Genomic DNA, 22,268 nt, shown 5'->3' with positions numbered 1-22,268 from the left:
AACCTATGCCGCAATGGCATGACGCCCCGCGCGGGCTGCATTTTTCTACGACAGGATCTCCGGCAACCGCCGCAGGTCGTCGATGACTTCGGACGCGCCTTCGTCCAGCAGCCGCTGGCGCTGGTCCGGCCCGTTGTGCGATGCGCCCACGAAACCGATGGCGCGCATGCGCGCGGCGCGGGCGGCGCGCACGCCGGGCACGCTGTCTTCCACCACCACGCAATCCAGGATCGCCGCCCGCATCTGCCGGGCCGCGTACAGGAAAATGTCGGGCGCCGGCTTGCCGCGCGCCACCTGCGCCGTGCTGAAGACGTTGGGCGCGAACGCGTCCCACAGGTCGACCATCTTCAAGGCCGCTTCCAGCTTGGGGGGCAGGCTGCTGGAGGCCACGCAGACCTGCATCCCGCGCTCGCGCAGCGCCGCCACCGTCTCGGCCGCGCCGGGCAGCGCGCGCAGTTCCTGGCGGAACGTGGCTTCCAGCCTGTCGGCGTACTGCCGCGCGAATCCGTCCGGCAGGCTGCGCTCGCTTTCCTGTTGCAGCGTCCGCCACATGTCCGCGTCGGGAATGCCGGCGAAACGGTGCGCGGCCTCTTCGGGCGTGATGGCGATGCCGTGCGCGGCCAGGGCCCGCGACTGGGCGCGCGCCGCGATGATCTCGCTATCGATCAGGACGCCGTCGCAATCGAAGATGACCAGGCGGGGGGCAGGCGTATGCATAGTGGCTCCACAATGGACGAACCGCCATGATATGCCCGGCGCGTGACAACGGCGCGGCCCGCCGCGCCGCCTACAGCCTGGCGCCCTTCAGGCGCCGCAGGCGCCATGCCAGCGCCACGCCGCCCAGCCCCGCCGCGGCCACGATGAGCGAGGCCGACGCCCACCCGTAGCGGTCGATCGCGCCGCCCACGGCCAGCGGCCCGATCACCTGCCCGAGATTGCTGCCCTGCATCACCAGCCCCACCGACGCCGCCGTCAGCCCGGGACGCGGCGCCAGCAGGGGCGCGGTGCCCAGCAGCGTGGCCGGTATCAGCCCGCCCACCGCCGAGAACAGCACGCACAGCAGAAAGGTGGGCATGGCGGGCAGCACGGACCGGAAGATCAGCAGCGCCACGGCGCCCATCGCCACGCTGGCGCAGGCGATGAGCGTGGACCGCCGCCAGCCGCGCGCCAGCAGCACGCCCGCGCCCAGGTTGCCGACCATGTTGGCCGCGCTGGCGATGGCGCTGTAGACGCCGGCCGTGGCCAGCGTGAGGCCCAGTTGCTCGGTCAGCAGGATAGGCAGGAAAGTGAACAGCGCGAAGAACATCAAGCTGTAAAGCATGAACGACAACGCCAGCAAGCCCGGCCCGGGCGCGCCCACGGTGTCCGCCGTATCCTGGCGCAGCCCGCGCCACGACAGGCGCGCCCCGGCCGGCGTGGCGGGCGCCAGCGCCGCCACGCTCACCAGCGCCACCGCCACCGCCGCGCCCGCGCACCACCAATAGGCGCGCCAGTCCCCGAAGGCCTGCGAAGCCAGCATGGCGATGGCCATGCCCGCGGGCATGTAGCAGCTCCACAGCGCGAACGCGAAGTCACGGTTGGAAGCCGACACCATGCGTTGCAAGGCGGCCGGCCCCGCCACCGTAATCATCAGAAAGCCCAGGCCCTCGACTACGCGCGAAGCCAGGAGGATGCCGTAGCCCGGCGCCATGGCGCCCATGGCCGAACCCGCCGCCGTCGCCGCCAGCCCGGCCAGCAGCATGCGCCGCGCGCCAAAGCGCGTGATGACGCCGCCCGCCGCGATCCCGCCGAACATGCCCAGGACGGAGAACACGGCGGCCAGCGCCCCGATGGAGGCCAGGTCCAGCCCGAGGTCCTTGCGCAACAGCGGCGCGGCGATGATGAGCTTGCCCACCTGCAGCGCCGCCACCACGCCCGCCCCAACGATCGCCAGCACCGCCCCCCGGCGCGCGTCTTCCTTGCCCATGCTTGTCTCCCCTCTTCGGAACCCAGCCAGGATGCCAGCAGAAACCGATTCCGGTAAGTGATAACCTTCTGATTAAATTGATCGATTCTGTAGATCGGCCGGCAGAATGATAGACGCCCTCACCCTGGACCAGTTGCGCGTGTTCGCCGCCGTGGCCGACGCCGGCAGTTTCCGCGCGGCCGCGCGCCGCCTGTCGCGCGTGCAGTCGGCCGTCAGCCACGCCATCGCCAACATGGAGTCGCAACTGGGCGTGACGCTGTTCGACAGGAGCGGCCACCGGCCCGCGATGACGCCCCAGGGCGCCGCGCTGCTGGCCAACGCCCGCGACATCCTGCTGCGCGTGGACGCCCTGCGCGCCCGTGCCCAAGGGCTGGGCGAAGGCGTCGAACTCGAACTGTCCCTGGCCGTGGACACCTTGTTTCCGATCGCGGAAGTCGGCGCCGCCCTGAACGCCATGCGCGCCGTCTATCCCTCGGTCGCCGCCCGGGTTTCGGTGCTGCCCCTGGGCGGCCCGATCGAAGCCCTGCTGGCGCGCAGCCACACGCTGGGCATCATCGCGGGCGAACATTTCCGCCACCCGCGCATCGCCGTGCAGGCGCTATCGTCCGTGCAGATGGTGGCGGTCGTGGGCGCGGCGCACGCCCTGGCGCGGCACGTCGCCGCGGACGCGCCGCTGGGCCCGGCGGAACTCGCGGACCACGTGCAGATCGTGCAATCGGACCCTTCCGCGCTGACGGAAGGCCGCGACTTCGCGGTGCTGTCGCCGCAGACCTGCCGCGTCAACGGCCAGGACGCCAAGCACGCCCTGATCGTGGCGGGCGTCGGCTGGGGCCGCCTGCCGTTGTGGCAGGTGGAACGCGACCTCGCCGAAGGCCGCCTGCTGCGCCTGCCGACCGGCAGCCTGGGACGCGGCAGCCAGGTGGCCACCGAGACCTATCTGGCGCACCGCATCGACCAGCCCCTGGGCCCGGCGGCCCGGGTCCTCGCGGCCGCGCTGCAAGCCGCGGACCCGGGCTAGGCTCCCCGCTGCGCGTAGCTCACGCCCATGCCGGCCCGCACGTCGTTCTGGATGCCGTAGGGCGGTATGGGATAGCGCAGCCCGTTGGCCGACAAGGCCTTCATGCCTTCGATGGCGATCGGCAGGTAGCGCGGCGGCAGGGCCATCAGCATTTCCTCGTCCGGCACGCCGCCGTAACGGCGCTCGGCGAAACAGGGCAGCGACAGGCTGGGTTCGCCGGTGGCCAGCGCCCGGCCCCAGGAATCCGCACAGGCGGTCTCGCCGACCACGCTCCAGTCGAAGCGCCGGTAGTTCTTCCATTGCAGGCCGTTGATCAGGATGATCATCTGGCCGGGCGTGGCGTAGACCAGGCAGATGTCGGGAGGATCCAGCCGGCCCGAGGCCAGGGGCGAAACCACCATGCCGCGGTACTTGCCCGCCGGCACGCAGGACAGCGCTTCCTGGCGGGCCCGCGCGTCCTCCGGCGTGGCGTGCCACACGCCCACGTAGTCCTTGCCGCTCTTCCAGGCCTCGTCCTGCGGCCCCAGGCCGATCACCGCGCGGCACTGCGCGCCGACCAGGTCGTCGCCGGTAATGCCCACCGTCCAGCCCAGCCGGGCCGCCATGCCCACGATCTGGTCGGTGGTGTGCGTGGCCTGCGGGCGCCGCAGGCCCTTGACCGCCGCCATGTCTTCTTCGCGCTCGTAGAGCTTCATGCCGATGACCGTGGTCTTCAGGCGCAGCAGCTTGTTCAGGTCATCGACCAGCGATGCCCAGTTCAGTGTCGTCTCTTCCATGCCCGTCCTTTGGACTGTCGTGCGCGGACTTTTCCGCATTGCCGCAGATTGATTGCGGTCAGCAACGACTATAACGAATCGCCCGCCGGGCCCCCGATTGCTCTATCGTGGGATGCGGCAACCCTGCAAGCGGCAAGGCCCGCAAGCAACTCCCCGGCTTCCAAGGAGCCCACCATGAACCGTTTCGAACAGAAGACCGTCCTGGTCACGGGCGGCACCAGCGGCATCGGCCTCGCCGCCGCCCAGGCCTTCGCCGCCGAAGGGGCCCGCGTCGTCGTCACCGGCCGCGACGCCGCGGTGCTGAAGCAGGTCCGCGCCAGCCTGGGCTCGCACGCCCTGGCGCTGCGCAACGACGCCGGCGCGCCCGGCGCGGCCGCCGCGCTGGCGGCCGAATTGCGCCAGGCCGGCATCCGCCTGGACGCCGTATTCATCAACGCCGGCGTAGCCCGGTTCGCTCCGCTGGCCGAAGCCACCGAAGCGCTCTGGGACCAGACTTTCTCGACCAACGTCAAAGGCGCGTACTTCCAATTGCAGGCGCTGGACCCGCTGCTCAATCCCGGCGCTTCCATCGTCCTGAACGGCTCGATCAACGCCCGCATCGGCATGCCGGCTTCCTCCATTTACGCCGCCAGCAAGGCCGCGCTGATCTCCCTGGCCAAGACCTTGTCGGCGGAACTGCTGCCGCGCGGAATACGCGTCAACGTCGTCAGCCCGGGCCCCGTCGCCACGCCGATCTACAGCAAGCTGGGACTGGACGCCGAAGCGCTGGAAAAGACCGCCGCCGGCATCCGCGCCCAGGTGCCGCTGGGCCGCTTCGGCACCCCGCAGGAAATCGCCTCGACCGTGCTGCACCTGGCCTCGCCCGAGTCCGCCTTCATCGTCGGCACGGAAATCATCGCGGACGGGGGCATGAGCCAGTTATAGGATTCAGACCCCGATGGAACGCAGCGCGCGCTTGCAGATCCGTTCCGTCGCCTCGGCCGGGTGGCCTTTCGACCAGCGCTCGCAGACGCCTCGCACCCAGTCCGGCCGGTCCTTGCTGGCGTCGTTCAGCCAGTTCGCCACCGAGTCCTGCACATAGGCGGCCGGATCGGCCCGCAGCGGTTCCAGCAGGGGCAGCGCCCTGCCGGGATCGGTTTTCAACGCCGCGATGTGCGCGCACCAGACCCCGCGCGGCCGCAAGGACTCGCTGGCGAAGCGCCGCACCCGTTCCGAGGGATCCCCGGTCCAGGGCAGCAGCAGTTCCACGGCGGCGTCCAGTTCGGCGGCCAGTTGCGGGCGCACTGCCAGCCAGGCCCATTCCCGCACGCCGAAATGCGCGTCGTCGGCCAGCGGGCGGATAAGATCCAGGCGCTCGCGCAGCGTCGCGGCCGGCATGGCGCCCACCATGAAGCAGGCCCAGCCGCGCACGGTATCCGAACGGTGCGCCTTCAGCGTCTCGAAGCCGTCCGGCCCCAGCCGCTCTTCCAGGAGGCGCGCCGCCAGCGCCATGCGCCGGGAAATCCCCAGCGCCGCCTGCGCGCGCATCGCATTGACCGCGCCGTCGCCCGCGTCGGGCGCCACGGCCTGCATCAGCGCGGCAAAATCCACCGCCAGGCATTCGGTCAGCGTGGCGGCGGGCTCGCCCGCATTCAGCCGCGCCAGGCGTTCCGGGTCGACGTCCTTGACGCCCCGGCCGGGCGGCTTCGAAGCCGCGGATCCCGCCTTGCTCATGATGCGAGCTCCTTTGAAGCGGCGCGGCCCGCATCCGTGCCCGACCAGATCCGCGCCAGCAATCCGCGCAGGCTCGCGGCGTCCCGCGGGCCCAGGTCCGCGAACAGCGAACCGATCCAGTCCGTATGTTCCTTGAGGAGCCTTGCGGCCATCGCCCTGCCCTTGGCGGTCAGCTTCACCTTGACCTTGCGCCGGTCTTCCTTGCCCGCCTTCCGAGACAAAAAGCCGTCGCGCTCCAATCCGTCCAGCAAGCCCGTGACCGTGGCGCGCGTGACGCCGGCGCCTTCAGCCAGCTCGTGCGGCGCCATCCCGTCCGCCTGTTCGTGCAACAGGAACAACAACACGAACTTGCCTTCGGACAGCCCATGCGGCGCCAGCCGCGCAGCGCAGTCCCGGTCGATGGCGGCGGCCAGCGACAGCAACTGGAAACACAGGCCGATGCCGCTGGCCGAGGGCAGGCCGCGCTCGGCCGCGACGCTCAGCAGCGCGCGGTGTTTGGGTTCCAGCATGTGTTGCGCGTCCTGCATGGAAGGCGTTCCGGAAGTGATTCACCAGCACATAGTAAGGCGCCTAATCATTATTTCGCAAGTTGCCTGGGACCGCCATCCACGCCCGCGCCCGCCCCGCCGCCGGTCAGCCGACCAGCGCGCCGTGGATGCGACTGGCGATGACCGGGTCTTCCAGGTATCCCTCGATGCCGTGCCGGTTGCTGCTGCGGTTGTGGACGTCGGTCTTGTTTTCGATGGCCGGGACGACCCCGAAATTCCGCTCGTCCAGGGAATACAGCGCGACCACGTCGCGCGGATCCCGGGCGTTGAACCAGCGGCCCACGCAGTCAGGGTGCCGCACGCCGCCCAGGCGCCCCCGTATCGCCTTGATGCCCAAGGGCGAACCCAGGGTGATCAGGGCCGGCACGCGCCAGCCGGCCTCGCTGCCGACTTGCCGCAGCAGCAGGTAGGCGACGATCGTTCCCAGGGAATGGGCGACCACCACCTTGTCCAACGGCCGGTCGAAAGCCTCGAGGACGCCGCCGTTGATCGCGCCGCGCACATTGGTATTGCGCAAGTAGAGGGAGACATCGCTGGTCAACAGGCCGATCAGGACGCCGCTGCCCGGCACGCGCTGGTCGATGGTCCGCAGCACCGCATGCACCCAGCGCCAGTTCTGCGGTCCGCGTTCGACCACGACCGGACCGGCGGCGGGCGGAAGATTGCGCCGGATCTCGTCTTCGCCGATCCCGCAGGCGGCGATGTATTCGTTCAGCAAGGCAAGCAGCAGGCCCGCGGCGATATCGTCTTCCTGGGCGCCGCGCACGATGATCTTCGCGGCGTCCGCTTCGGAAATGCCCTCAAGCAGATCCCGCAGCGTGTCGCCGTAGTACGGAAAGCGGATCCGTTCCTCGGGGATGGGCAGGCTCAGTCCCGCCGCCGCCAAGCCCCTGCCCCAGGCCTCGATCCAGGCGCGCTTGAGCGCCTTCGAATCCTTGCCCTGCTGCGACCGGCCATGGATCAGTATGAGTTCTTTCATGCCCTGGGCGCCTCCATCTCGTACACCTCGGCCGGTCCGGCCGCCGGCTCCAGCCAGGCCTCCAGAGCCCGCACCCCTTCCGGCGTGTAGTGCGCCCACAGCGAGCCGGTGTCGTACTGGCGCAGGTCGCGCAGTTCCCGGGGCAGATTGCGCCCCAGGGAATCCATCAGCACCCATCCCGTCGACAGTAAAGGCGTCGCGGGCATGAACCCGGTCACGGCATAGTCCTCCTGCAGCAGGTCTCGCGACAAGAAGGCCAGATCGAACAGGCGCACGCCCAGGCTCTGCCAGAGATAGTCCCGCAAGGCGCGGATGCGGTCGATCTCGCCGATCTCGCGGTAGGCATACGCGGCATGGAGCGCCACCACGGGATCCAGGAACCGGAGCCTGCGCATGCGGTCTTCCAGCATCCGGGCGCTGGCTGAGTCGAACGCAAAAGCCCCTAGCCTGGCGGCTTCGGCCACTGCCGCGCGCAGCCACCGCAGTTCGCGCAGGTCCTCCACGTCGGCTTGCCCATCCAGGGGTTCGTAACGCAGCGCGAAGCCGCCTTCGGCATCGAACTCCACGATGCCCGCGCATCCCGGGAAGACGGGCAGCAGCGTTCCGGAGCCGTCGCGAAAGATCAGCAAGGCTTGCACCGGGCCTGCAAGATGGGGGAACTCCCACGCCGTATACGGTTCGGGCCGGGCGCCAGGCGCTGGCTGGTACACATCGCCGCGCGATCCGATCCCGCCGTCGTAGTCGTGGCACACCACGCGCCGGGCATCGCGGCCCCGCAGGATGAAGCCTGGTTCGAGCAAGGGGGGCTCCCCGCCGATGGCGCGGCGGATCACGCTATGGAGCAGGCTGGTGGCCGGGACCGACAAGGTCCGCGAAACCTGAAGCCGCAGGCCCGCGGCGTCCGACGGGTGCGTGAGCAGGTAATCGACGAGGCTGCCGACGGGCAGCGGCGGTATTCCGCCGTCCGGCATGTCGTCCTCCGGCGTTCCGTCCTCGGGTTGTCCGGCTTCGCCGTCGATTCCCTTGCCGCCGCCCCGCGACCCGGGCCCCGGCGGGTGCGGGTGGGGCACGCCCTGCGGCTTCCTCACATCGAAGCGGGCGACCCACGCGCGATCACCCGAGCTGATGCGCGCGTCCGTCTCCTGGCCAACCCGGACGGGCATGCCGCGCCTGAGCAGGTCCTTCGGCACCAGCGCCATCAAGGCCTCGCCCAATGGCCGGGGCCGGATGAAACCGTCGACCACCAGATCCGGATCGCCGCCGCCCAGCACATCGCAGAGCACTTCGGTATAGACCGCCTGATAAACCTCGTTCACCCCGACCAGCGTCGGCAATTCGAGCGCGGGCGCGCCCGGGCTGGTCGCGTAGAAGATATCGACCCCGCGCCCGGGGCCGCCGTCGTTGAAACTCGGGAAGATGGTGGCGCCGTAGATCCGATTCTGGAGCACGTCTTTCGCGACGGTCCTACACGCGTCCGAGATGAGCACCACATGCGGGATCCGGCCGTAGCGCGCCAGGTCGAAGCAGGCCTCCAGGTTGACCGCGGCGTTCGGGTCGCCCGGCGCGTCCGACAGGAGCCAGAACTCGTTACGGCCCTGCATGCAGCCATGTCCGGAGAAATAGACGATCAACTGTTCCAGCGTATCCAGGCCGATGAGCCGGTGGATGGCGCGGTAGATCCGCCTCACCGTGACGGGACGGTCTGCGCCATCCGTGAGCCGGACGATGCGGTCCTCGGCGATGCCCTGTTCCCGGGCCCACGCTTCCATCCGGTCCACGGCGCTTTCAACCGCTTCCAGCCGGCCCAGGTCGCCCTGGGTGCGGCTCACGCCGACAAGCACGATTGCCCGGTCCATGCAGCCTCGCTTTGGCGCGACGCCCGCGCCTCTGAGGGTTGGCGGTTCTTGCAAACCGAACCAGGGGGAAGCTTACGTCCGCGCGCGAGGCCGCCGCAATGGTGCATCCGTACTAGGTCCCGAGACCCGTGAGCGGCGGCGTCCGACGCCGGGGCAAAAGCCCTGGCGCCGGATGCCGTTCCCCGTCCTACCGATACAGCACCGTCGGCAGCCACATCCCGATGCCCGGGAACACGTAGAGCAGGAAGATCGCGATCACCTGGATGCCCATGAACGGCATCATGCCCAGGAAGATCTCGTTCAGGGTGACGTGCGGCGGCGACACGCCCTTGAGATAGAAGGCCGACATCGCCACCGGCGGCGAGAGGAACGCCGTCTGCAGGTTCAGCGCCACCAGCAGGCCGAAGAACAGCGGGTCGATGCCGAAGGTGTTGAGCAGCGGCACGAAAATGGGCATGAAGATCACGATGATCTCGGTCCACTCCAGGGGCCAGCCCAGCAGGAAGATGATGATCTGCGCCAGCAGCAGGAATTGCAGTTGGGACAGCCCCAGCGACAGCACCCATTCCTCGATGATGCGCTGCCCGCCCAGCAGCGCGAAGGCCGCCGAGAAGATCGACGAACCGACGAACAGCCAGCACACCATGGCGCTGGTCTTGGCCGTCAGGAAGACCGATTCGCGCAGCACCGGCAGGTTCAGGCGCCGGTACGCCAGCGCCAGCAGCGCGCCGCCCATGGCGCCCATCGCGGCGGCCTCGCTGGGCGTGGCCAGGCCGAAGGCGATCGAACCCAGCACCGCCGCGATCATCACGGCCAGCGGGAAGAACGACGACATCAGCATCCTGAAGATTTCCAGTCGCGCCCAGGTCAGCACCGCGTAGAACAGCAGCAAGATCGCCGCGCAGATGCCCGCGAAGATCCAGAAACCGGTGGGCGCGGCAATGCCGTCGCCGGCCGCGGCCGCTTCTTCTGGCGGCTCGGCGGTCGCCGCCGCCGCGCCCGGCGGCTCGGACAGGCCGCCGCCCGCCGCCGGTTCATCCGAAGGCGGTTCGGCCAGCTCCTCGGACGGCGGTTCCGCCAGGCCGTCGGAAGGCGGCTCGCTCAGGCCCGAATCGAAATCCCCGCCCGATCCCAGCCGCAGTTCCGCGGGAATGTCGTACACCACTTCCGGCCGCGTCGTGGCCTGGTAGACCGTGGCCACCAGCAGCACCGTGACCGCCAGCGGCGCCAGCGCCATCCCCATGTAGCGCAGCAGGACGCCCAGCGGCACGTCGCGGTTGCGGCGTCCCTTGAACAAGGCGGCCACCATGCCGGACAGCGCGCGCACGTGGCCGCCCGCGGCCAGCGCCGCCGCCTCGGCGGACAGCGGCACGCCGCGTTCCTCCATGGGCAGCGGCGGCGCCATGGCGGGGCGCACCTTGGCCACGATGATCACGTAGATCATGTACAGCACCGCCAGCATGATCCCCGGAAACAGGGCGCCGGCATACAACTGCACCACGGATACGCCGGTCGTCGCGCCGTAGACGATCAGCATCACCGACGGCGGCAGCAGAATGCCCAGACAGCCCCCCGCCGTGATCGAGCCCGCCGTCAGCTTGACGCTGTATCCGGCCTTCAGCATGGCCGGCATGGCCAGCAATCCCATCAGCGTGACCACCGCCCCGACGATGCCCGTGGCGGTGGCGAAGATCGCGCAGGTCGCCAGCGTGGCCACCGCCAGCGCCCCCGGCAGGCGCGCCAGCGCCAGGTGCATGGACCGGAACAGCTTTTCGATCAGGTTGGCGCGCTCGACCAGATAGCCCATGAACACGAAGAGCGGGATCGAGATCAGCGAGTCGTTCGTCATCGTGGCGTACGTGCGCTGCACCATCAGGTCCAGCGTCTGCCCGATCGAGCGGCCCGGATCGGAACTCTGCATGTAGTACGCCAGGAACGTGAACAGCACCCCCATGCCCATCAGCGTGAACGCCGTCGGAAAGCCCAGCATGATCGCCACGACGATCAGCGCCAGCATCAGCAGCCCGATGTGCCCGGTGGTGAGATGGTCCCAGGGCGTCAGGAACACGATCATCAGGATGACCAGGCCAATGCACGACAGGCCGAACCACAGTGCCTTGTGGATTTTCATTGGCGAGGCTCCCCGGGCGTGACGTAGCGGTCCAGACGGGCGATGTCCTCGTCCTTCACGTGCACCATTTCCTTGAGCTTGTCGACGTCCACTTCCTCGACGTCCTCTTCGCGCGAAGGCCACGCGCCGCGCCGCAGGCACAGCAGGCAGCGCATCGCTTCGGCCACGCCCTGCACCAGCAGGACCGCGCCCGCGATCGGGATGAAGGCCTTGAAGGGATAGATCGGCGGCCCGTCGGCCATCAGCGACGAGTGCTCGCGGATGGCGATGGAATAGCCGGCGTAGTACCAGCCCGCCCAGACCAGCGCGATCACGCCGGGAAAGAAAAACACGATGTACAGCGTCAGGTCCAGCCCCGCCTGCACGCGCGGCGGCAGGAAGCCGTACAGGATGTCTCCGCGCACGTGGCCGTTCTTGGCCAGGGTGTACGCGCCGGCCATCATGAACAGGATGCCGTAGTACATCATCTGCAGGTCGAACGCCCACGCGCTGGGCTGGTTAAGCAGATAGCGCGCGGCCACCTCCCAGCACACGTGCACGGTCAGAATGACGATCAACCAGGCGAAGGCCTGCCCGACGAAGGTGGAGAAGCGGTCTATGAAACGTACGATTCGGATCATCCGGCTTCCTGGTCAAGGCGCATGGCGCCCCCGCCGCGCGCCGGTACGGCGCGCGCGGCGCGGGATGCGGGTGGGTCGGTCCGTCGGTGCCGTCCCCGTGAGGGGGCCCGCGCAAGCGGGTACGGGGTGGGCCTCAGGCCTTGCTGCTGCGCGAGAAATAATGGTTGTAGGCCATGCGGAAGTTGACCGAGGTGTCCCCGTGCCAGCGCCCCACCCGTTCCGCGAACGCCCGCTGCGAGTCCAGCACCTTCTTGAACAGGGGATTTTCGGCCGAGCGCTTGGCGATCATCTCGTCCCAGATCTTCAACTGCTGCTGCAGGATGGCGTCCGGCGTCTTGTAGAACTTGACGTTGTGTTCCTTCTGCAGCTTGATGTAGTCCTGCGAATAGCGGTTCGCCGCCTTCCAGGACATGTCGGCGCTGGAGGCCTGCGCGGCATAGCTCAGGATGTGCTTCAGGTGTTCGGGCAGGGCGTCGTACTTCGCCTTGTTGAACATGATCTCGAATTGCTCCGCGCTCTGGTGGAAGCTCTGCAGCATGCAGATCTTGGAGACGTCCTGAAAGCCCAGCGCCAGGTCCGAGGAAGCATTGTTGAATTCGGCGCCGTCCAGCAGGCCGCGGTCCAGCGCCGGCACGATCTCGCCGCCGGGCAGCGCGTTCACGGCCGCGCCCATGGCGGTGTACATGTCGATGGCCAGCCCCACCGTGCGGAACTTGAGGCCCTTGACCTCGTCCATCTTCGTGATCGGGCGCTTGAACCAGCCGAAGGGCTGGGTCGGCATCGGCCCGTACATCAGCGACACCACGTTCACGCCCATGGCTTTCTGGATCTCGATCAGCAGATCCTTGCCGCCGCCGTATTCGTGCCAGGCCAGCAGCATGTTCGCGTCCATGCCGAAAGACGGCCCGGACCCCCACAAGGCCACGGCCGTGTTCTTGCCGTACCAGTAGGCCACCACGCCATGCCCGCCATCCAGCGTGCCGGCGGACACGGCGTCGAGCAGGTCGAACGCCTTGACCACCGCGCCCGCGGGCAGCACTTCGATCTTCAACTGGCCGCCGGCCATGTCGTTGACCTTCTGGGCGTAGTCGCGGGCGAACTCGTGGAAGATGTCGTTGGCGGGCCAGGTGCTCTGGAAGCGCAGGGAAACCGGAGCGTTCTGCGCCCGGCCGACTGCCGGGAATCCCAGGGCGGCGGCGCCGGCGACCGCAGCGCCGGAGATGAATTTGCGGCGAGGTTTTGTAACGTGTTGCATGGCTTGTTGTCTCCTGAAAGGACTACATGGACCAGCTTGTAGTTACTTCTCCTGCGTGGACGCGGGATGGCGACGCCTGCTGCGCGTTCCCGGAACCGGGCTGCGGATGATGCGGAACTTGTGTGCTGATTAAACCTTTCTGACTAATCGCTGACAATCAGCTTTTTGTCAGGAATTACCCTAGACGGGGTATTAGGCCTTAAGCAGCAGGCGCGGCGCCCGGCCGTTGCACTGCCCTCACCTTGCCGCTGTCGCCGCCGCCGCAGAAGAATCGCCCCGCGCCGTCGGACTCCAGGCCGGAAACGCCGATGCCGGCGGGCATCTCCACGCTTTGCAGCACGTCGCCCGTGCGCGTATCCACCTGGCGCAGCTCGCTCGCGCCGTTTTCCCAGGTGCCGTGCCATAGCTCCCCGTCCACCCACGTCACTCCCGTGACATAGCGGTCGGACTCGATAGTGCGCAGCACCCGGCCGGTTTCGGGATCCACCTGGTGGATCTTGCGATTGCGGTACGCGCCCACCCACAGGCTGCCCTCGGCCCAGGCCAGGCCTGAGTCCTCGCCGGCGCCCGGCGCGGGGATGGTGGACAGCACTTGCCCGCTGGCGGGGTCGATCTTCTGGATGCGCCCGTCGGCGATCTGGTAGAGATGCTTGCCGTCGAAGGCCGTGCCGGCGTTGGCGGCCACGTCGATCGCGCGCGGCGTGGCGCCGCTGTCGGGATCCAGAGCCAGCAGCTTCTGCCCCGCGGCGATCCACACCTGGCGGCCGTCGTAGGTAACGCCATGCACGGCGTCCACGCCCGGGAAAGGGCCGTATTCACGGATGATTTGAGCTTGGGATCGTTTCATGTCGGTGTCCTCCAAAAGGAGTCACCATGCTAGCGGCCCGCCAGCGCGGCCGGGAGTAACAAGGTTGTCGTGAATCCGGGCATGGGCGGCGTCATCCAGCGCCGGGCGCGCCCCCGCCCGCAGGACTGCACCTTGCCCGCCGCGGCCAGCGCGTCGAGCGCGCGCTGGACCGTGCGCTGGCTCGCGTTCAGCGCAAGCGCCAGGGCCGAACTCGACCACGCCTCGCCGTCGGCCAGGAACGCCAGGATCGCGCCGTGCTCCCGGTCGGCGTCTTCCGTGGGGCGGGCCAGCACCACGACTTCCCGGCCCTCCCGCGGCTGCAACGCGAACCCGTTGCGCGTGGCGGCGATGCCGGCCACCGGGCGCAGGGCGGCGCGCAGCCTTCCGATTTCGACGCGCAAACGCGCGCGGTGCGTTTCGTCGAAGTACGCGGTGCGGAAAGCCTGGACGATCAACGTTTCGCGGGGCGCGGCCCGCGGCCAGGCTTCGGCCAGCGCGCGCGCCAGCGCGAACAGCACCGGGCGGCTCGCCAGCGGCGCCACGGCGCCCGCCTCGCGCACGGCATGGCGGCAGGCATCCACGACCAGCGTGTCCGACCCCAGCAGCGCCTCCACCTCGTCCAGCAGCAAGGGGCGCTGCGCGCCCCGTCCGATCAGGCGGGCGGCGGGCGTGGAGAGGACCAGGGACGCGCTTTCGACTTCGGCCGTCAAGGCGGGAATGCCGGCGTGGCGGGCGGCAAGCTCGGCCTGGGCCAGCGCGGCGCGCGCGGGCTGCATCCGCAGGCGCCGCAAGGCGATGCCGGCCGCGATCAATTCGTGGATGGCCCGCGACGCGGGCGCAAGGGCTGCCGCATTCAGCCCGGCCAGCGCGCGCTCGGCATCGTCCAGGCGGCCGATCAGGAGCTGGCGGCGGGCCTGCAAATGGCGGGCGTGGATGGCGTTCTCGGGGTCGCCGTGCGAGTCCAGCGCCGCGCGCGCGGCCTCCAGCGCCTTTTCGGGCCAGGCCAGCTCGCGCGACACCAGCGCGATCTCGGCCTCGGCCACCACGCAGCGGGCGCGGGACACCGCGTCTTTCGGATCGAAGCCGCGGGCGGCGCTGCGCAACAGGGTTTTCGCGCGCCGGAAGTCGCCCAACTGCGCCATGGCGATGCCGCGCAGCGCCAGCGCGGACGCGTCGCCGCGCAAGGCGATGCGGTTCAGCGCGCCCAGGGGGTCGCCGGCCGCCAACGCGCGCGCGGCCGAGGCGATCAGAAAGTCCATGGGCGTCCCGCCACGTCCGCAGCTCCCCGTTGGGTGACAGGCCCCAATCTACCATCAAGCCGGCCCGCGCCGCGCAGGCCCGGCGGCATGGACCCGGCGTCACAATATTGCATCCGCCCGGTAATGTGCCCCCGTTTTTCCGGGCGCCCGCCCCGTCCCGTCCGCCCGGGCGCCCGTCCCCCGCCGCCCACCGTGTAAACTCCCCCCTTTTTGACTCTGGTGGTATGTTGCAAGCCCCACAGCGCACAGGTTTAAGCGGCCCGACGCTCATTCGCTTGCTGACTCGCCTGACGGATGTCGATGTTCCGGAATCCAGGCAATCGCTCTCGGACCATCTGAGCCAATGGCTCGGCTGGACGGACGCGATCGCGCTGTCCGCGGCGCTGAATACCAGCCCGCCGGTGATCGCCCCTGGCGCGCGCATGTTCAGCAGCGCCGAGGAACGCGAATGCGAGCGGGTCCGGACGACGCTGGCCGACGCCATCGCCAGCGATACCGCCGCCACGGCCGCCAGGCGGCCCGTGCCGGGGCAGGCGCCGGCGAAGAAGCTGGCGGCCCTGGCCGAAGCCGAGGCCGACTACGCGAATTTCCGCCAGCGGTATCTGTCGTTGCAGCACACGATGGAAACCAGCGTGGGCAACCTGCGCAGCCGGCTGCGCGGCATGGTCGCGGCCAGGAACGGCGAGTGGACGCGGCTGGCGGTGGTGGACGCCATCATGGACCGCGCCCTGCTGCCCAGGGAACGGGCCCTGCTGGGCGCGATCCCCAAGCTGCTCCAGGCCCATTTCGACCGCCTGCGCCTGGCGGAAGCGGCGGCACCCGCCGAGGCCCAGGCCGGGACCGAAGGCGCCGAAACGCCTGCCGAGGCGCCGGCGGCGCCCGGCGCATGGCTGGACACGTTCCGCAAGGATATGCGGAGCGTCCTGCTGGCCGAACTGGATGTTCGTTTACAACCGGTGGAAGGGCTGCTTGCCGCCCTTCGCACCCGCTAGGTCTGTTCACATTAAGGACACTATGTCCAAATACCTGATCAATCTCGTTGTTTTCCTGGCCGGTCTGGCCGTCGTGGGCTGGATCGGCATCGGCTACGCGGGCACCAACCCGCTGGCGCTGGCCGTGACCCTGCTCATCGCCGCCTGCTACCTCACGGGCGCCTTCGAACTGTGGCGCTACCAGCAGGCGACTTCGTCGCTGGCCCGCGCCCTCTCCGGCCTGTCCGAGGCGCCGGGCAATCTGGGCAGTTGGCTGGACCAACTGCCCCCCAGCCTGCGCAATGCGGCGCGCCTGCGCATCGAAGGCGAGCGCGCGGGGCTGCCCGGGCCGGCGCTTACGCCGTATCTCGTGGGCCTGCTGGTGCTGCTGGGCATGCTGGGCACCTTCCTGGGCATGGTCGTCACGCTGCGCGGCACCGGCCTGGCGCTGGAAAGCGCCACCGACCTGGCCGCCATCCGCGCGTCGCTGGCCGCGCCGGTCAAGGGCCTGGGATTCGCGTTCGGCACGTCGATCGCCGGCGTGGCCGCGTCCGCGATGCTGGGGCTGCTGGCGGCCCTGTGCCGGCGCGACCGGGTCCGGGCGGCGCAATGGCTGGACGCCAAGGCGGCGACGACCCTGCGCGTGTATTCCCAGGGCTATCAGCGCGAAGAATCCTTCAAGCTGCTCCAGCGGCAGGCCGAAGTCATGCAGCGCCAGGCCGAGACCATGCCCGCGCTGGTCGACAAGCTACAGACGATGGTGGACGGCATGGCCCGCCAGAACCAGACGCTGAACGAGCGGCAACTGGCCAGCCAGGACGCGTTCCAGGACAAGGCCGAGGCGGCCTACGCCCGCCTGGCGTCCGTCATGGAGCAATCCATGAAGGACGGCGTGGCGCAGAGCGCGCGCTCCGCCGGCGAGGCCCTGCAACCCGTGGTGGAAGCGACGATGGCGGGCCTGTCGCGCGAAACGGCGTCCTTGCAGGACACCGTGACCCAGGCCGTGCAACGGCAGTTGGACGGCCTGACGGCCGGCCTCCAGGCCTCGACCGCGAACGTGGCCGACATCTGGAACCAGGCCCTGGCCGGGCAGCAGCGCGCGAGCGAGGCGCTGGCGCAGGACCTGCGCGCGTCGCTGGACCGGTTTGCTCAGACCTTCGAACAACGCTCGGCCGCCCTGCTGGACAGCGTTTCCTCCCGCCTGGAAACCTCGTCGGGCACCCTGTCGGACGCGTGGACCCATGCGCTGGCCCGCCAGGAGCAGGCCAGCGAAAAGCTGGCTGGCGACAATCTACAGGCGCTGACGGCCGCGGCCGCGAGCTTCGAACAGCATTCCGCATCGCTGCTGCGCACCCTGAGCCAATCCCACACCGCGCTGCAATCGGAACTGGCCTCGCGCGACCAGCAGCGCCTGGCGGCATGGACCGAAACGCTGGGCGCCATGGGCGCGACGCTGCGCCAGGAATGGCAACAGGCGGGCGCCCAGGCCGCCGACCGCCAGCAAGGCATCGCCGAGACGCTGGCGCGGACGGTGCGCGACATCACCTCGCAGGCGGCCGTCCAGGCCAGCCTGCTGGAAGGCGTGTCGGCCCGCATGGAAGCCGCGGCCAACGGCGTGTCGCAGCAATGGGAAAGCGCCCTCTCCCGCCAGGAAGCCGCGAGCGCCAGGCTGGCCGGCGACAACCAGCAGGCGCTGGCGGCGGCGGCCGCCACCTTCGAGCAGCATTCCGCATCGCTGTTGCGCGCGCTGGACCAGTCGCACGCGGACCTGCAGGCCACGCTGGCCTCGCGCGACGAGGAACGGCTGGCCGCCTGGAGCGGCACGCTGGGCGCCATGACCGCCGCGCTCGGCCGGCAGTGGGAACAGGCCGGCGAGCACACCGTGGCCCGCCAGCAGGAAATCACCGAGTCGCTGGCCCAGGCCGTGCGCGACGTCGCCACCCGGACGGAGGCGCAGGCCGCGCTGCTGGAACACGTTTCCAACCGCCTGGAAACGGCGGCCGGCAGCGTCACCCAGGCCTGGACCGACGCGCAATCCCGCCAGGAGCAGGTCGGCGCGAAGCTGGCCAGCGACAACCAGCAGGCCCTGGAAGCCGCCGCGGCGGCCTTCGAGCGGCACTCGGCGGCCCTGTTGGGCACGCTGAACCAGTCGCACGCGCAATTGCAGGAGACGCTGGCCTCGCGCGACCAGGAACGCCTGTCCGCCTGGACCGGCACGCTGTCCGCGATGGCCGCCCAGCTCGGCCAGGAATGGGAACAGGCCGGCACGCAGGCCGCCGTCCGCCAACTGGAAATCAGCGACACGCTGTCCCAGACCGCCCGCGACCTTACCGCGCAGGCACAGGCGCAAGCCAGCCTGCTGGAAAGCGTGTCCAACCGCCTGGAAACGGCGGCCGGCAATGTCACCCAGGCCTGGACCGACGCGCAGTCCCGCCAGGAACAGGTCGGCGCGAAGCTGGCCAGCGACAACCAGCAGGCCCTGGAAGCCGCCGCGGCGGCCTTCGAGCGGCACTCGGCGGCCCTGTTGGGCACGCTGGGCCAGTCGCACGCGCAATTGCAGGAGGCGCTGGCCTCGCAGGACCGGGAACGCCTGTCCGCCTGGACCGGCAGGCTCGGCGAGATGGCCGACGCCTTGCGCGCCGAATGGGAACAGGCGGGCGCCAGCACCGCCAGCCAGCAGCAGCAGATCTGCGACACGCTGGCGCTGACCGCGCAGGACATCGCGTCGCAGACGCAGGCCCACGCCAGCGAGACCATCGCCGAAATCGGCCGCCTGGTGCAGGCCGCGTCCGAAGCGCCGCGCGCCGCCGCCGAAGTCATCGGCGAACTGCGCCAGAAACTGTCCGACAGCATGGCGCGCGACAACGACATGCTGGAAGAGCGCAGCCGCCTGCTGGAAACGCTGGGCACCCTGCTGGACGCCGTCAACCACACCGCCGCCGAACAGCGCTCGGCCGTGGACGCGCTGGTCGAGTCGTCGGCCGGCCTGCTGGACCGCGTGGGCGCCCAGTTCACCGGCCTGGTCGAAAGCGAGGCCGGCAGGCTGGCCGACGTGGCCGCGCAGGTCACCGGCAGCGCCGTCGAAGTCGCCAGCCTGGGCGAATCCTTCGGCGCGGCCGTGCAGTCGTTCGGCGAGTCCAACGACAAGCTGGTGGCGCACCTGCAGCGCATCGAGGCGGCGCTGGACAAGTCCATCGCGCGCGGCGACGAGCAACTGGCCTACTACGTGGCGCAGGCCCGTGAGGTCGTGGACCTGAGCATGATGTCGCAGAAGCAGATCGTCGAAAACCTGCAGCAGTTGGCCAGCCAGCATGCGGCGGCCGGAGCGGAAAGCGCATGAGCGAGGACATCGACGGCGGCGTGGAGCCGACAGCGCCGGCCTGGGCCGTCTTCGGCGACCTGATGTCGGTGCTGCTGGGCGCCTTCGTCCTGATCCTGGTCAGCGTCGTCGCCGTGCAACTACAACTGTCGAACCAGTTGGAAGAAGAGGTCAAGCAGCGCCAGGCCGAAACGCAGCGCCGCGAAACGCTGGAACAGGCGCTGGCCGGCCCGCTGGCCGCGGGCCGCGTGACGCTGGTCGACGGCCGTATCGGCATCAGCGGCAGCGTGCTGTTCGCCCTGAACTCCGACCAATTGCAGCCCGAGGGCCGCGAGGTCCTGAAGACGCTGATCGAACCGCTGGCGGCCTACCTGAAGACGCACGACGAAATCCTGATGGTCAGCGGCTTTACCGACGACCAGCAGGTGCGGGAAGGCAACCGCCGCTTCGCGGACAACTGGGACCTCTCGGCGCAGCGCGCCCTGACCGTCACGCGCGCGCTGATCGACGAGGGCGTGCCGGCTTCGTCCGTGTTCGCCGCCGCCTTCGGGTCCGAACAGCCGGTGGCCTCGAACGCCGACGAGGAAGGCCGCGCCAAGAACCGCCGGGTGGAAATCACCCCCGTCCCCGGGCCATCCAGCAAAGCGGGGCAGCCCCGTGAGCAGTGACGGGACCCGCGGGGACGTCCTCGACGTCCGGGCCTTGCTGGAGGCCTGGCGCGAAAGCGGCGCCGACCGCGCGGCGCCGGCGCGCTTCCGGCTCATGGATGCGATGGAACGCCGCGCGGCGGCCCATGGCGGCGAAGCGCGGCGGCTGCTGGACGGCAGGCTGGCCGCGCTAATCCAGGCCTACGAGGCCGATCTGGAGGGCGCGTCCCGGCTGGACGCCCCCGAGCCCGAGGCCGCCCCCCGCGAACGCGGACCGCTCGGGCAGTTGGCCGACCGTCTCGCCGGCCCCGTATCGGCGGACCGCGACGGCCCCGACCTGGCGGAACTGCGCGCCGCCTATCCCGAACTGGCGATGCTGGAGTATTTCCGCGGGGTGTGGTCGCAGGTCAGCGCCGACCGCCAGGTCCGGCAGTCCCAGGAACAGGTGCACAAGAACGCCGGCCCGCTCAATTCCAACCAGCTCGTGCACCGGACGCTTTCGCTGATGCGCGGACTGTCGCCCGGCTACCTGCAGCAGTTCCTGTCCTATACGGACGCGCTGATGTGGATGGAACAGATGGCCGCCGCCGCGGCCCCGCCACCCAAGGACGCGCCGCGCGCCGGCGCCAAGAAGACCGCGCGCAAGGCCCGCTAGGCGCCGCAGGCCGATTTGCGCGCCGCCCCCGCGCCGCAGTAAGATACGTTCCATATACAAACCATATATGGATCAACCATGGGCATCGTCAAGATTTCCGAGCAGATGCATGAGAACCTCCGCGTCGCCAGCGGGGCGCTCAGCCGCTCCATCAATTCCCAGGCCGAACACTGGATGCGCATCGGCATGCTGTCCGAACTCTATCCCGAACTGCGCCACGCGGATATCTGCCAGATGCTGATCCGCATCGAGCAGGCCGAGGGTTTCGCCATCGCCTCGCTGTCCCAGGGCCTGCCGCAGGCCGCCCAGCAGGAGGCCGCATAAATGGCGCGCAAGGTTTCCATCAAGTCCGCCGCCGACATCGACATGGCCCGCAAGGCTGGCGCCCTGGCCGCGGAAGTGCTGCACATGATCGCCGAGCACGTGCGTCCCGGCGTCACCACCGACGAACTGGACCGCATCTGCCACGACTACATCGTGAACGTGCAGAAGGCGATACCGGCCAACGTGGGGTACCACGGTTTTCCGAAGACGATCTGCGCGTCCGCCAACCACGTGATCTGCCACGGCATCCCGTCGGCCAAGGTGCTGAAGAACGGCGACATCCTGAACATCGACGTGGCCGTCATCAAGGACGGCTGGTTCGGCGACACCAGCCGCATGTACTACGTGGGCCAGCCCAGCCCGCTGGCGCGCCGCCTGGTCGAAACCACCTACGAGGCGACGCGCGCCGGGATCATGGCCGTGAAGCCGGGCGCGACGCTGGGCGACGTGGGGCATGCGATCCAGACCGTGGCGCACCGCGAGCACTTCAGCATCGTGCGCGAGTACTGCGGCCACGGCATCGGGCAGATCTACCATGACGAGCCGCAGGTCCTGCACTACGGCCGCCCGGGCGAGGGCCTGGTGCTGCAGCCGGGCATGATGTTCACGATCGAACCGATGATCAACGCGGGCAAGCCCCAGACCAAGCAATTGCCCGACGGCTGGACCGTGGTCACCAAAGACCGTTCGCTGTCGGCGCAGTGGGAACACATGGTGGTCGTGACCGACACCGGCTACGAGGTGCTGACGCCCTGGCCGGACGGCTTCGGCAGCTATCCTCCCATCCCCTGACGGACCCGTTCCCGCCCACGGCAAGGAACGGAGTGCGGGCGCGCAAGGGCACGGCCATGATCGTGCCCTTGCCGTTTCCGCGGCGCGATCCCGCGCGCCTCCGCCCCCATGCCCGCCCTGCCCTCCGCGTTCCGCCGCCTGGCCGCGTCCAACCTGGCCGCCCAACTCTCCGAACAGATGGCGCTGGCCGCCGCGCCCCTGGTGGCGGTGCTGGCGCTGGGCGCCAGCGCGGCGCAGACCGGCTATCTGCAGACCGCCCAGACCCTGCCCTTCCTGCTGCTCTCGCTGCCCGCGGGCGTGCTGGCCGACCGCGTGTCGCGCCAGGCGCTGATGACCGCCGCCGAATCCGTGCGCGCGGCCAGCCTGCTGGGCCTGCTCGCGCTGCTGTGGTCGGGCGGGCTGGGCCTGGGCTGGCTGGCCGTGCTGGGCTTCCTGGGCGCGGTGGGCACGGTCGCCTACAACGTGGCGGCGCCCGCGCTGGTGCCCAGGCTGGTCGCGCCGGGCGAACTGGCCAGCGCCAACCGCTGGCTGGAGCTGGCGCGCAGCGCGGCGTTCTCGGCCGGCCCCGCGGCGGGCGGCGCCCTGGTCGGCT

At 69.7% G+C, this 22,268-nt stretch carries 21 protein-coding genes; 9 read left to right on the top strand and 12 right to left on the bottom strand.

Features of this window, described 5'->3' with window-relative positions; all coding sequences use genetic code 11:
* Positions 1 to 45: 45 nt before the first annotated feature.
* Both AVE30378_RS29395 and AVE30378_RS29390 read right to left on the bottom strand, forming a co-directional pair.
* Positions 46 to 717, bottom strand: coding sequence for an HAD family hydrolase (locus AVE30378_RS29395; RefSeq protein ID WP_129246285.1), 672 nt, complete (start codon positions 715 to 717; stop codon positions 46 to 48).
* 70 nt (positions 718 to 787) lie between these two features.
* A complete protein-coding gene (locus AVE30378_RS29390; RefSeq protein ID WP_129246283.1) occupies positions 788 to 1,966 on the bottom strand; it encodes an MFS transporter in 1,179 nt (392 codons plus the stop codon).
* Positions 1,967 to 2,072: 106 nt separating this feature from the next.
* Between AVE30378_RS29390 and AVE30378_RS29385 the strand changes: the two genes are divergently transcribed.
* Positions 2,073 to 2,984, top strand: a complete 912-nt coding sequence (locus AVE30378_RS29385; RefSeq protein ID WP_129246281.1) for a LysR family transcriptional regulator — start codon at positions 2,073 to 2,075, stop codon at positions 2,982 to 2,984.
* Here AVE30378_RS29385 and AVE30378_RS29380 read toward each other — a convergent pair.
* Positions 2,981 to 3,760 carry a DUF169 domain-containing protein gene (locus AVE30378_RS29380; RefSeq protein ID WP_129246279.1) on the bottom strand — a complete coding sequence of 260 codons (780 nt, stop codon included), beginning with the start codon at positions 3,758 to 3,760 and terminating at the stop codon, positions 2,981 to 2,983. The genes AVE30378_RS29385 and AVE30378_RS29380 overlap by 4 nt on opposite strands.
* Positions 3,761 to 3,934: 174 nt before the next feature.
* On the opposite strand from AVE30378_RS29380, the gene AVE30378_RS29375 reads away from it, so the two are divergent.
* A complete protein-coding gene (locus AVE30378_RS29375) occupies positions 3,935 to 4,684 on the top strand; it encodes an SDR family oxidoreductase (RefSeq protein WP_129246277.1) in 750 nt (249 codons plus the stop codon).
* A gap of 3 nt (positions 4,685 to 4,687) precedes the next feature.
* Here AVE30378_RS29375 and AVE30378_RS29370 read toward each other — a convergent pair whose 3' ends face one another.
* The 9 genes from AVE30378_RS29370 to AVE30378_RS29330 all read right to left on the bottom strand — a co-directional run bounded on the left by AVE30378_RS29370 (position 4,688) and on the right by AVE30378_RS29330 (position 14,968).
* Complete coding sequence (locus tag AVE30378_RS29370; RefSeq protein WP_129246275.1) at positions 4,688 to 5,473, bottom strand: DNA alkylation repair protein; 786 nt, start codon at positions 5,471 to 5,473, stop codon at positions 4,688 to 4,690.
* Positions 5,470 to 6,000: a MarR family winged helix-turn-helix transcriptional regulator gene (locus tag AVE30378_RS29365; RefSeq protein ID WP_244235177.1), complete on the bottom strand. Its 531-nt coding sequence runs from the start codon at positions 5,998 to 6,000 to the stop codon at positions 5,470 to 5,472. The genes AVE30378_RS29370 and AVE30378_RS29365 overlap by 4 nt, the downstream gene beginning before the upstream one ends.
* Before the next feature lie 106 nt (positions 6,001 to 6,106).
* The gene (locus AVE30378_RS29360) at positions 6,107 to 7,000 is read right to left on the bottom strand and encodes an alpha/beta hydrolase (RefSeq protein ID WP_129246273.1); all 894 of its coding nucleotides are present in this window, start codon (positions 6,998 to 7,000) and stop codon (positions 6,107 to 6,109) included.
* Positions 6,997 to 8,841, bottom strand: a complete 1,845-nt coding sequence (locus AVE30378_RS29355; RefSeq protein ID WP_165360345.1) for a caspase family protein — start codon at positions 8,839 to 8,841, stop codon at positions 6,997 to 6,999. Before AVE30378_RS29355 ends, AVE30378_RS29360 begins: the two co-directional genes overlap by 4 nt.
* Positions 8,842 to 9,043: 202 nt before the next feature.
* Complete coding sequence (locus AVE30378_RS29350; RefSeq protein ID WP_129246268.1) at positions 9,044 to 10,987, bottom strand: TRAP transporter large permease; 1,944 nt, start codon at positions 10,985 to 10,987, stop codon at positions 9,044 to 9,046.
* Positions 10,984 to 11,607, bottom strand: a complete 624-nt coding sequence (locus AVE30378_RS29345) for a TRAP transporter small permease subunit (RefSeq protein WP_129246266.1) — start codon at positions 11,605 to 11,607, stop codon at positions 10,984 to 10,986. Before AVE30378_RS29345 ends, AVE30378_RS29350 begins: the two co-directional genes overlap by 4 nt.
* 133 nt (positions 11,608 to 11,740) lie before the next feature.
* The gene (locus AVE30378_RS29340) at positions 11,741 to 12,862 is read right to left on the bottom strand and encodes a TRAP transporter substrate-binding protein (RefSeq protein WP_129246264.1); all 1,122 of its coding nucleotides are present in this window, start codon (positions 12,860 to 12,862) and stop codon (positions 11,741 to 11,743) included.
* A gap of 199 nt (positions 12,863 to 13,061) precedes the next feature.
* Positions 13,062 to 13,709: a Vgb family protein gene (locus AVE30378_RS29335; RefSeq protein ID WP_129246262.1), complete on the bottom strand. Its 648-nt coding sequence runs from the start codon at positions 13,707 to 13,709 to the stop codon at positions 13,062 to 13,064.
* Positions 13,710 to 13,738: 29 nt separating this feature from the next.
* A complete protein-coding gene (locus AVE30378_RS29330; protein WP_129246259.1) occupies positions 13,739 to 14,968 on the bottom strand; it encodes a helix-turn-helix domain-containing protein in 1,230 nt (409 codons plus the stop codon).
* Between the two features lie 224 nt (positions 14,969 to 15,192).
* Between AVE30378_RS29330 and AVE30378_RS29325 the strand changes: the two genes are divergently transcribed.
* The 7 genes from AVE30378_RS29325 to AVE30378_RS29295 all read left to right on the top strand — a co-directional run.
* On the top strand, positions 15,193 to 15,960 hold the full coding sequence (locus AVE30378_RS29325; RefSeq protein WP_129246258.1) for a DUF3348 domain-containing protein: 768 nt from the start codon (positions 15,193 to 15,195) through the stop codon (positions 15,958 to 15,960).
* Positions 15,961 to 15,982: 22 nt separating this feature from the next.
* Positions 15,983 to 19,279, top strand: coding sequence for a DUF802 domain-containing protein (locus AVE30378_RS29320; RefSeq protein WP_129246256.1), 3,297 nt, complete (start codon positions 15,983 to 15,985; stop codon positions 19,277 to 19,279).
* Positions 19,276 to 19,926, top strand: coding sequence for an OmpA family protein (locus AVE30378_RS29315; RefSeq protein ID WP_129246254.1), 651 nt, complete (start codon positions 19,276 to 19,278; stop codon positions 19,924 to 19,926). The genes AVE30378_RS29320 and AVE30378_RS29315 overlap by 4 nt, the downstream gene beginning before the upstream one ends.
* Positions 19,916 to 20,560 carry a DUF2894 domain-containing protein gene (locus AVE30378_RS29310; RefSeq protein ID WP_129246252.1) on the top strand — a complete coding sequence of 215 codons (645 nt, stop codon included), beginning with the start codon at positions 19,916 to 19,918 and terminating at the stop codon, positions 20,558 to 20,560. The genes AVE30378_RS29315 and AVE30378_RS29310 overlap by 11 nt, the downstream gene beginning before the upstream one ends.
* A 78-nt stretch (positions 20,561 to 20,638) precedes the next feature.
* Complete coding sequence (locus AVE30378_RS29305; protein WP_043547892.1) at positions 20,639 to 20,884, top strand: ParD-like family protein; 246 nt, start codon at positions 20,639 to 20,641, stop codon at positions 20,882 to 20,884.
* On the top strand, positions 20,885 to 21,676 hold the full coding sequence (map, locus tag AVE30378_RS29300) for a type I methionyl aminopeptidase (protein WP_129246250.1): 792 nt from the start codon (positions 20,885 to 20,887) through the stop codon (positions 21,674 to 21,676).
* Positions 21,677 to 21,784: 108 nt separating this feature from the next.
* A partial coding sequence (locus AVE30378_RS29295; protein WP_129246248.1) for an MFS transporter occupies positions 21,785 to 22,268 on the top strand: 484 nt, incomplete at its 3' end.

This window comes from Achromobacter veterisilvae (genome assembly GCF_900496975.1).
Lineage (GTDB): Bacteria > Pseudomonadota > Gammaproteobacteria > Burkholderiales > Burkholderiaceae_B > Achromobacter > Achromobacter veterisilvae.
The sequence above is the reverse complement of the archived record's forward strand: the minus strand, read 5'-3'. Positions and strand labels throughout refer to the sequence as shown.

What these genes read in the sequence shown, in the direction of transcription:
- AVE30378_RS29395 (WP_129246285.1), bottom strand. Translation starts at nt 717, where the DNA reads ATGCATACGCCTGCCCCCCGCCTGGTCATCTTCGATTGCGACGGCGTC.
- AVE30378_RS29390 (WP_129246283.1), bottom strand. Translation starts at nt 1,966, where the DNA reads ATGGGCAAGGAAGACGCGCGCCGGGGGGCGGTGCTGGCGATCGTTGGG.
- AVE30378_RS29385 (WP_129246281.1), top strand. Translation starts at nt 2,073, where the DNA reads ATGATAGACGCCCTCACCCTGGACCAGTTGCGCGTGTTCGCCGCCGTG.
- AVE30378_RS29380 (WP_129246279.1), bottom strand. Translation starts at nt 3,760, where the DNA reads ATGGAAGAGACGACACTGAACTGGGCATCGCTGGTCGATGACCTGAAC.
- AVE30378_RS29375 (WP_129246277.1), top strand. Translation starts at nt 3,935, where the DNA reads ATGAACCGTTTCGAACAGAAGACCGTCCTGGTCACGGGCGGCACCAGC.
- AVE30378_RS29370 (WP_129246275.1), bottom strand. Translation starts at nt 5,473, where the DNA reads ATGAGCAAGGCGGGATCCGCGGCTTCGAAGCCGCCCGGCCGGGGCGTC.
- AVE30378_RS29365 (WP_244235177.1), bottom strand. Translation starts at nt 6,000, where the DNA reads ATGCAGGACGCGCAACACATGCTGGAACCCAAACACCGCGCGCTGCTG.
- AVE30378_RS29360 (WP_129246273.1), bottom strand. Translation starts at nt 7,000, where the DNA reads ATGAAAGAACTCATACTGATCCATGGCCGGTCGCAGCAGGGCAAGGAT.
- AVE30378_RS29350 (WP_129246268.1), bottom strand. Translation starts at nt 10,987, where the DNA reads ATGAAAATCCACAAGGCACTGTGGTTCGGCCTGTCGTGCATTGGCCTG.
- AVE30378_RS29345 (WP_129246266.1), bottom strand. Translation starts at nt 11,607, where the DNA reads ATGATCCGAATCGTACGTTTCATAGACCGCTTCTCCACCTTCGTCGGG.
- AVE30378_RS29340 (WP_129246264.1), bottom strand. Translation starts at nt 12,862, where the DNA reads ATGCAACACGTTACAAAACCTCGCCGCAAATTCATCTCCGGCGCTGCG.
- AVE30378_RS29335 (WP_129246262.1), bottom strand. Translation starts at nt 13,709, where the DNA reads ATGAAACGATCCCAAGCTCAAATCATCCGTGAATACGGCCCTTTCCCG.
- AVE30378_RS29330 (WP_129246259.1), bottom strand. Translation starts at nt 14,968, where the DNA reads ATGGACTTTCTGATCGCCTCGGCCGCGCGCGCGTTGGCGGCCGGCGAC.
- AVE30378_RS29325 (WP_129246258.1), top strand. Translation starts at nt 15,193, where the DNA reads ATGTTGCAAGCCCCACAGCGCACAGGTTTAAGCGGCCCGACGCTCATT.
- AVE30378_RS29320 (WP_129246256.1), top strand. Translation starts at nt 15,983, where the DNA reads ATGTCCAAATACCTGATCAATCTCGTTGTTTTCCTGGCCGGTCTGGCC.
- AVE30378_RS29315 (WP_129246254.1), top strand. Translation starts at nt 19,276, where the DNA reads ATGAGCGAGGACATCGACGGCGGCGTGGAGCCGACAGCGCCGGCCTGG.
- AVE30378_RS29305 (WP_043547892.1), top strand. Translation starts at nt 20,639, where the DNA reads ATGGGCATCGTCAAGATTTCCGAGCAGATGCATGAGAACCTCCGCGTC.
- map (WP_129246250.1), top strand. Translation starts at nt 20,885, where the DNA reads ATGGCGCGCAAGGTTTCCATCAAGTCCGCCGCCGACATCGACATGGCC.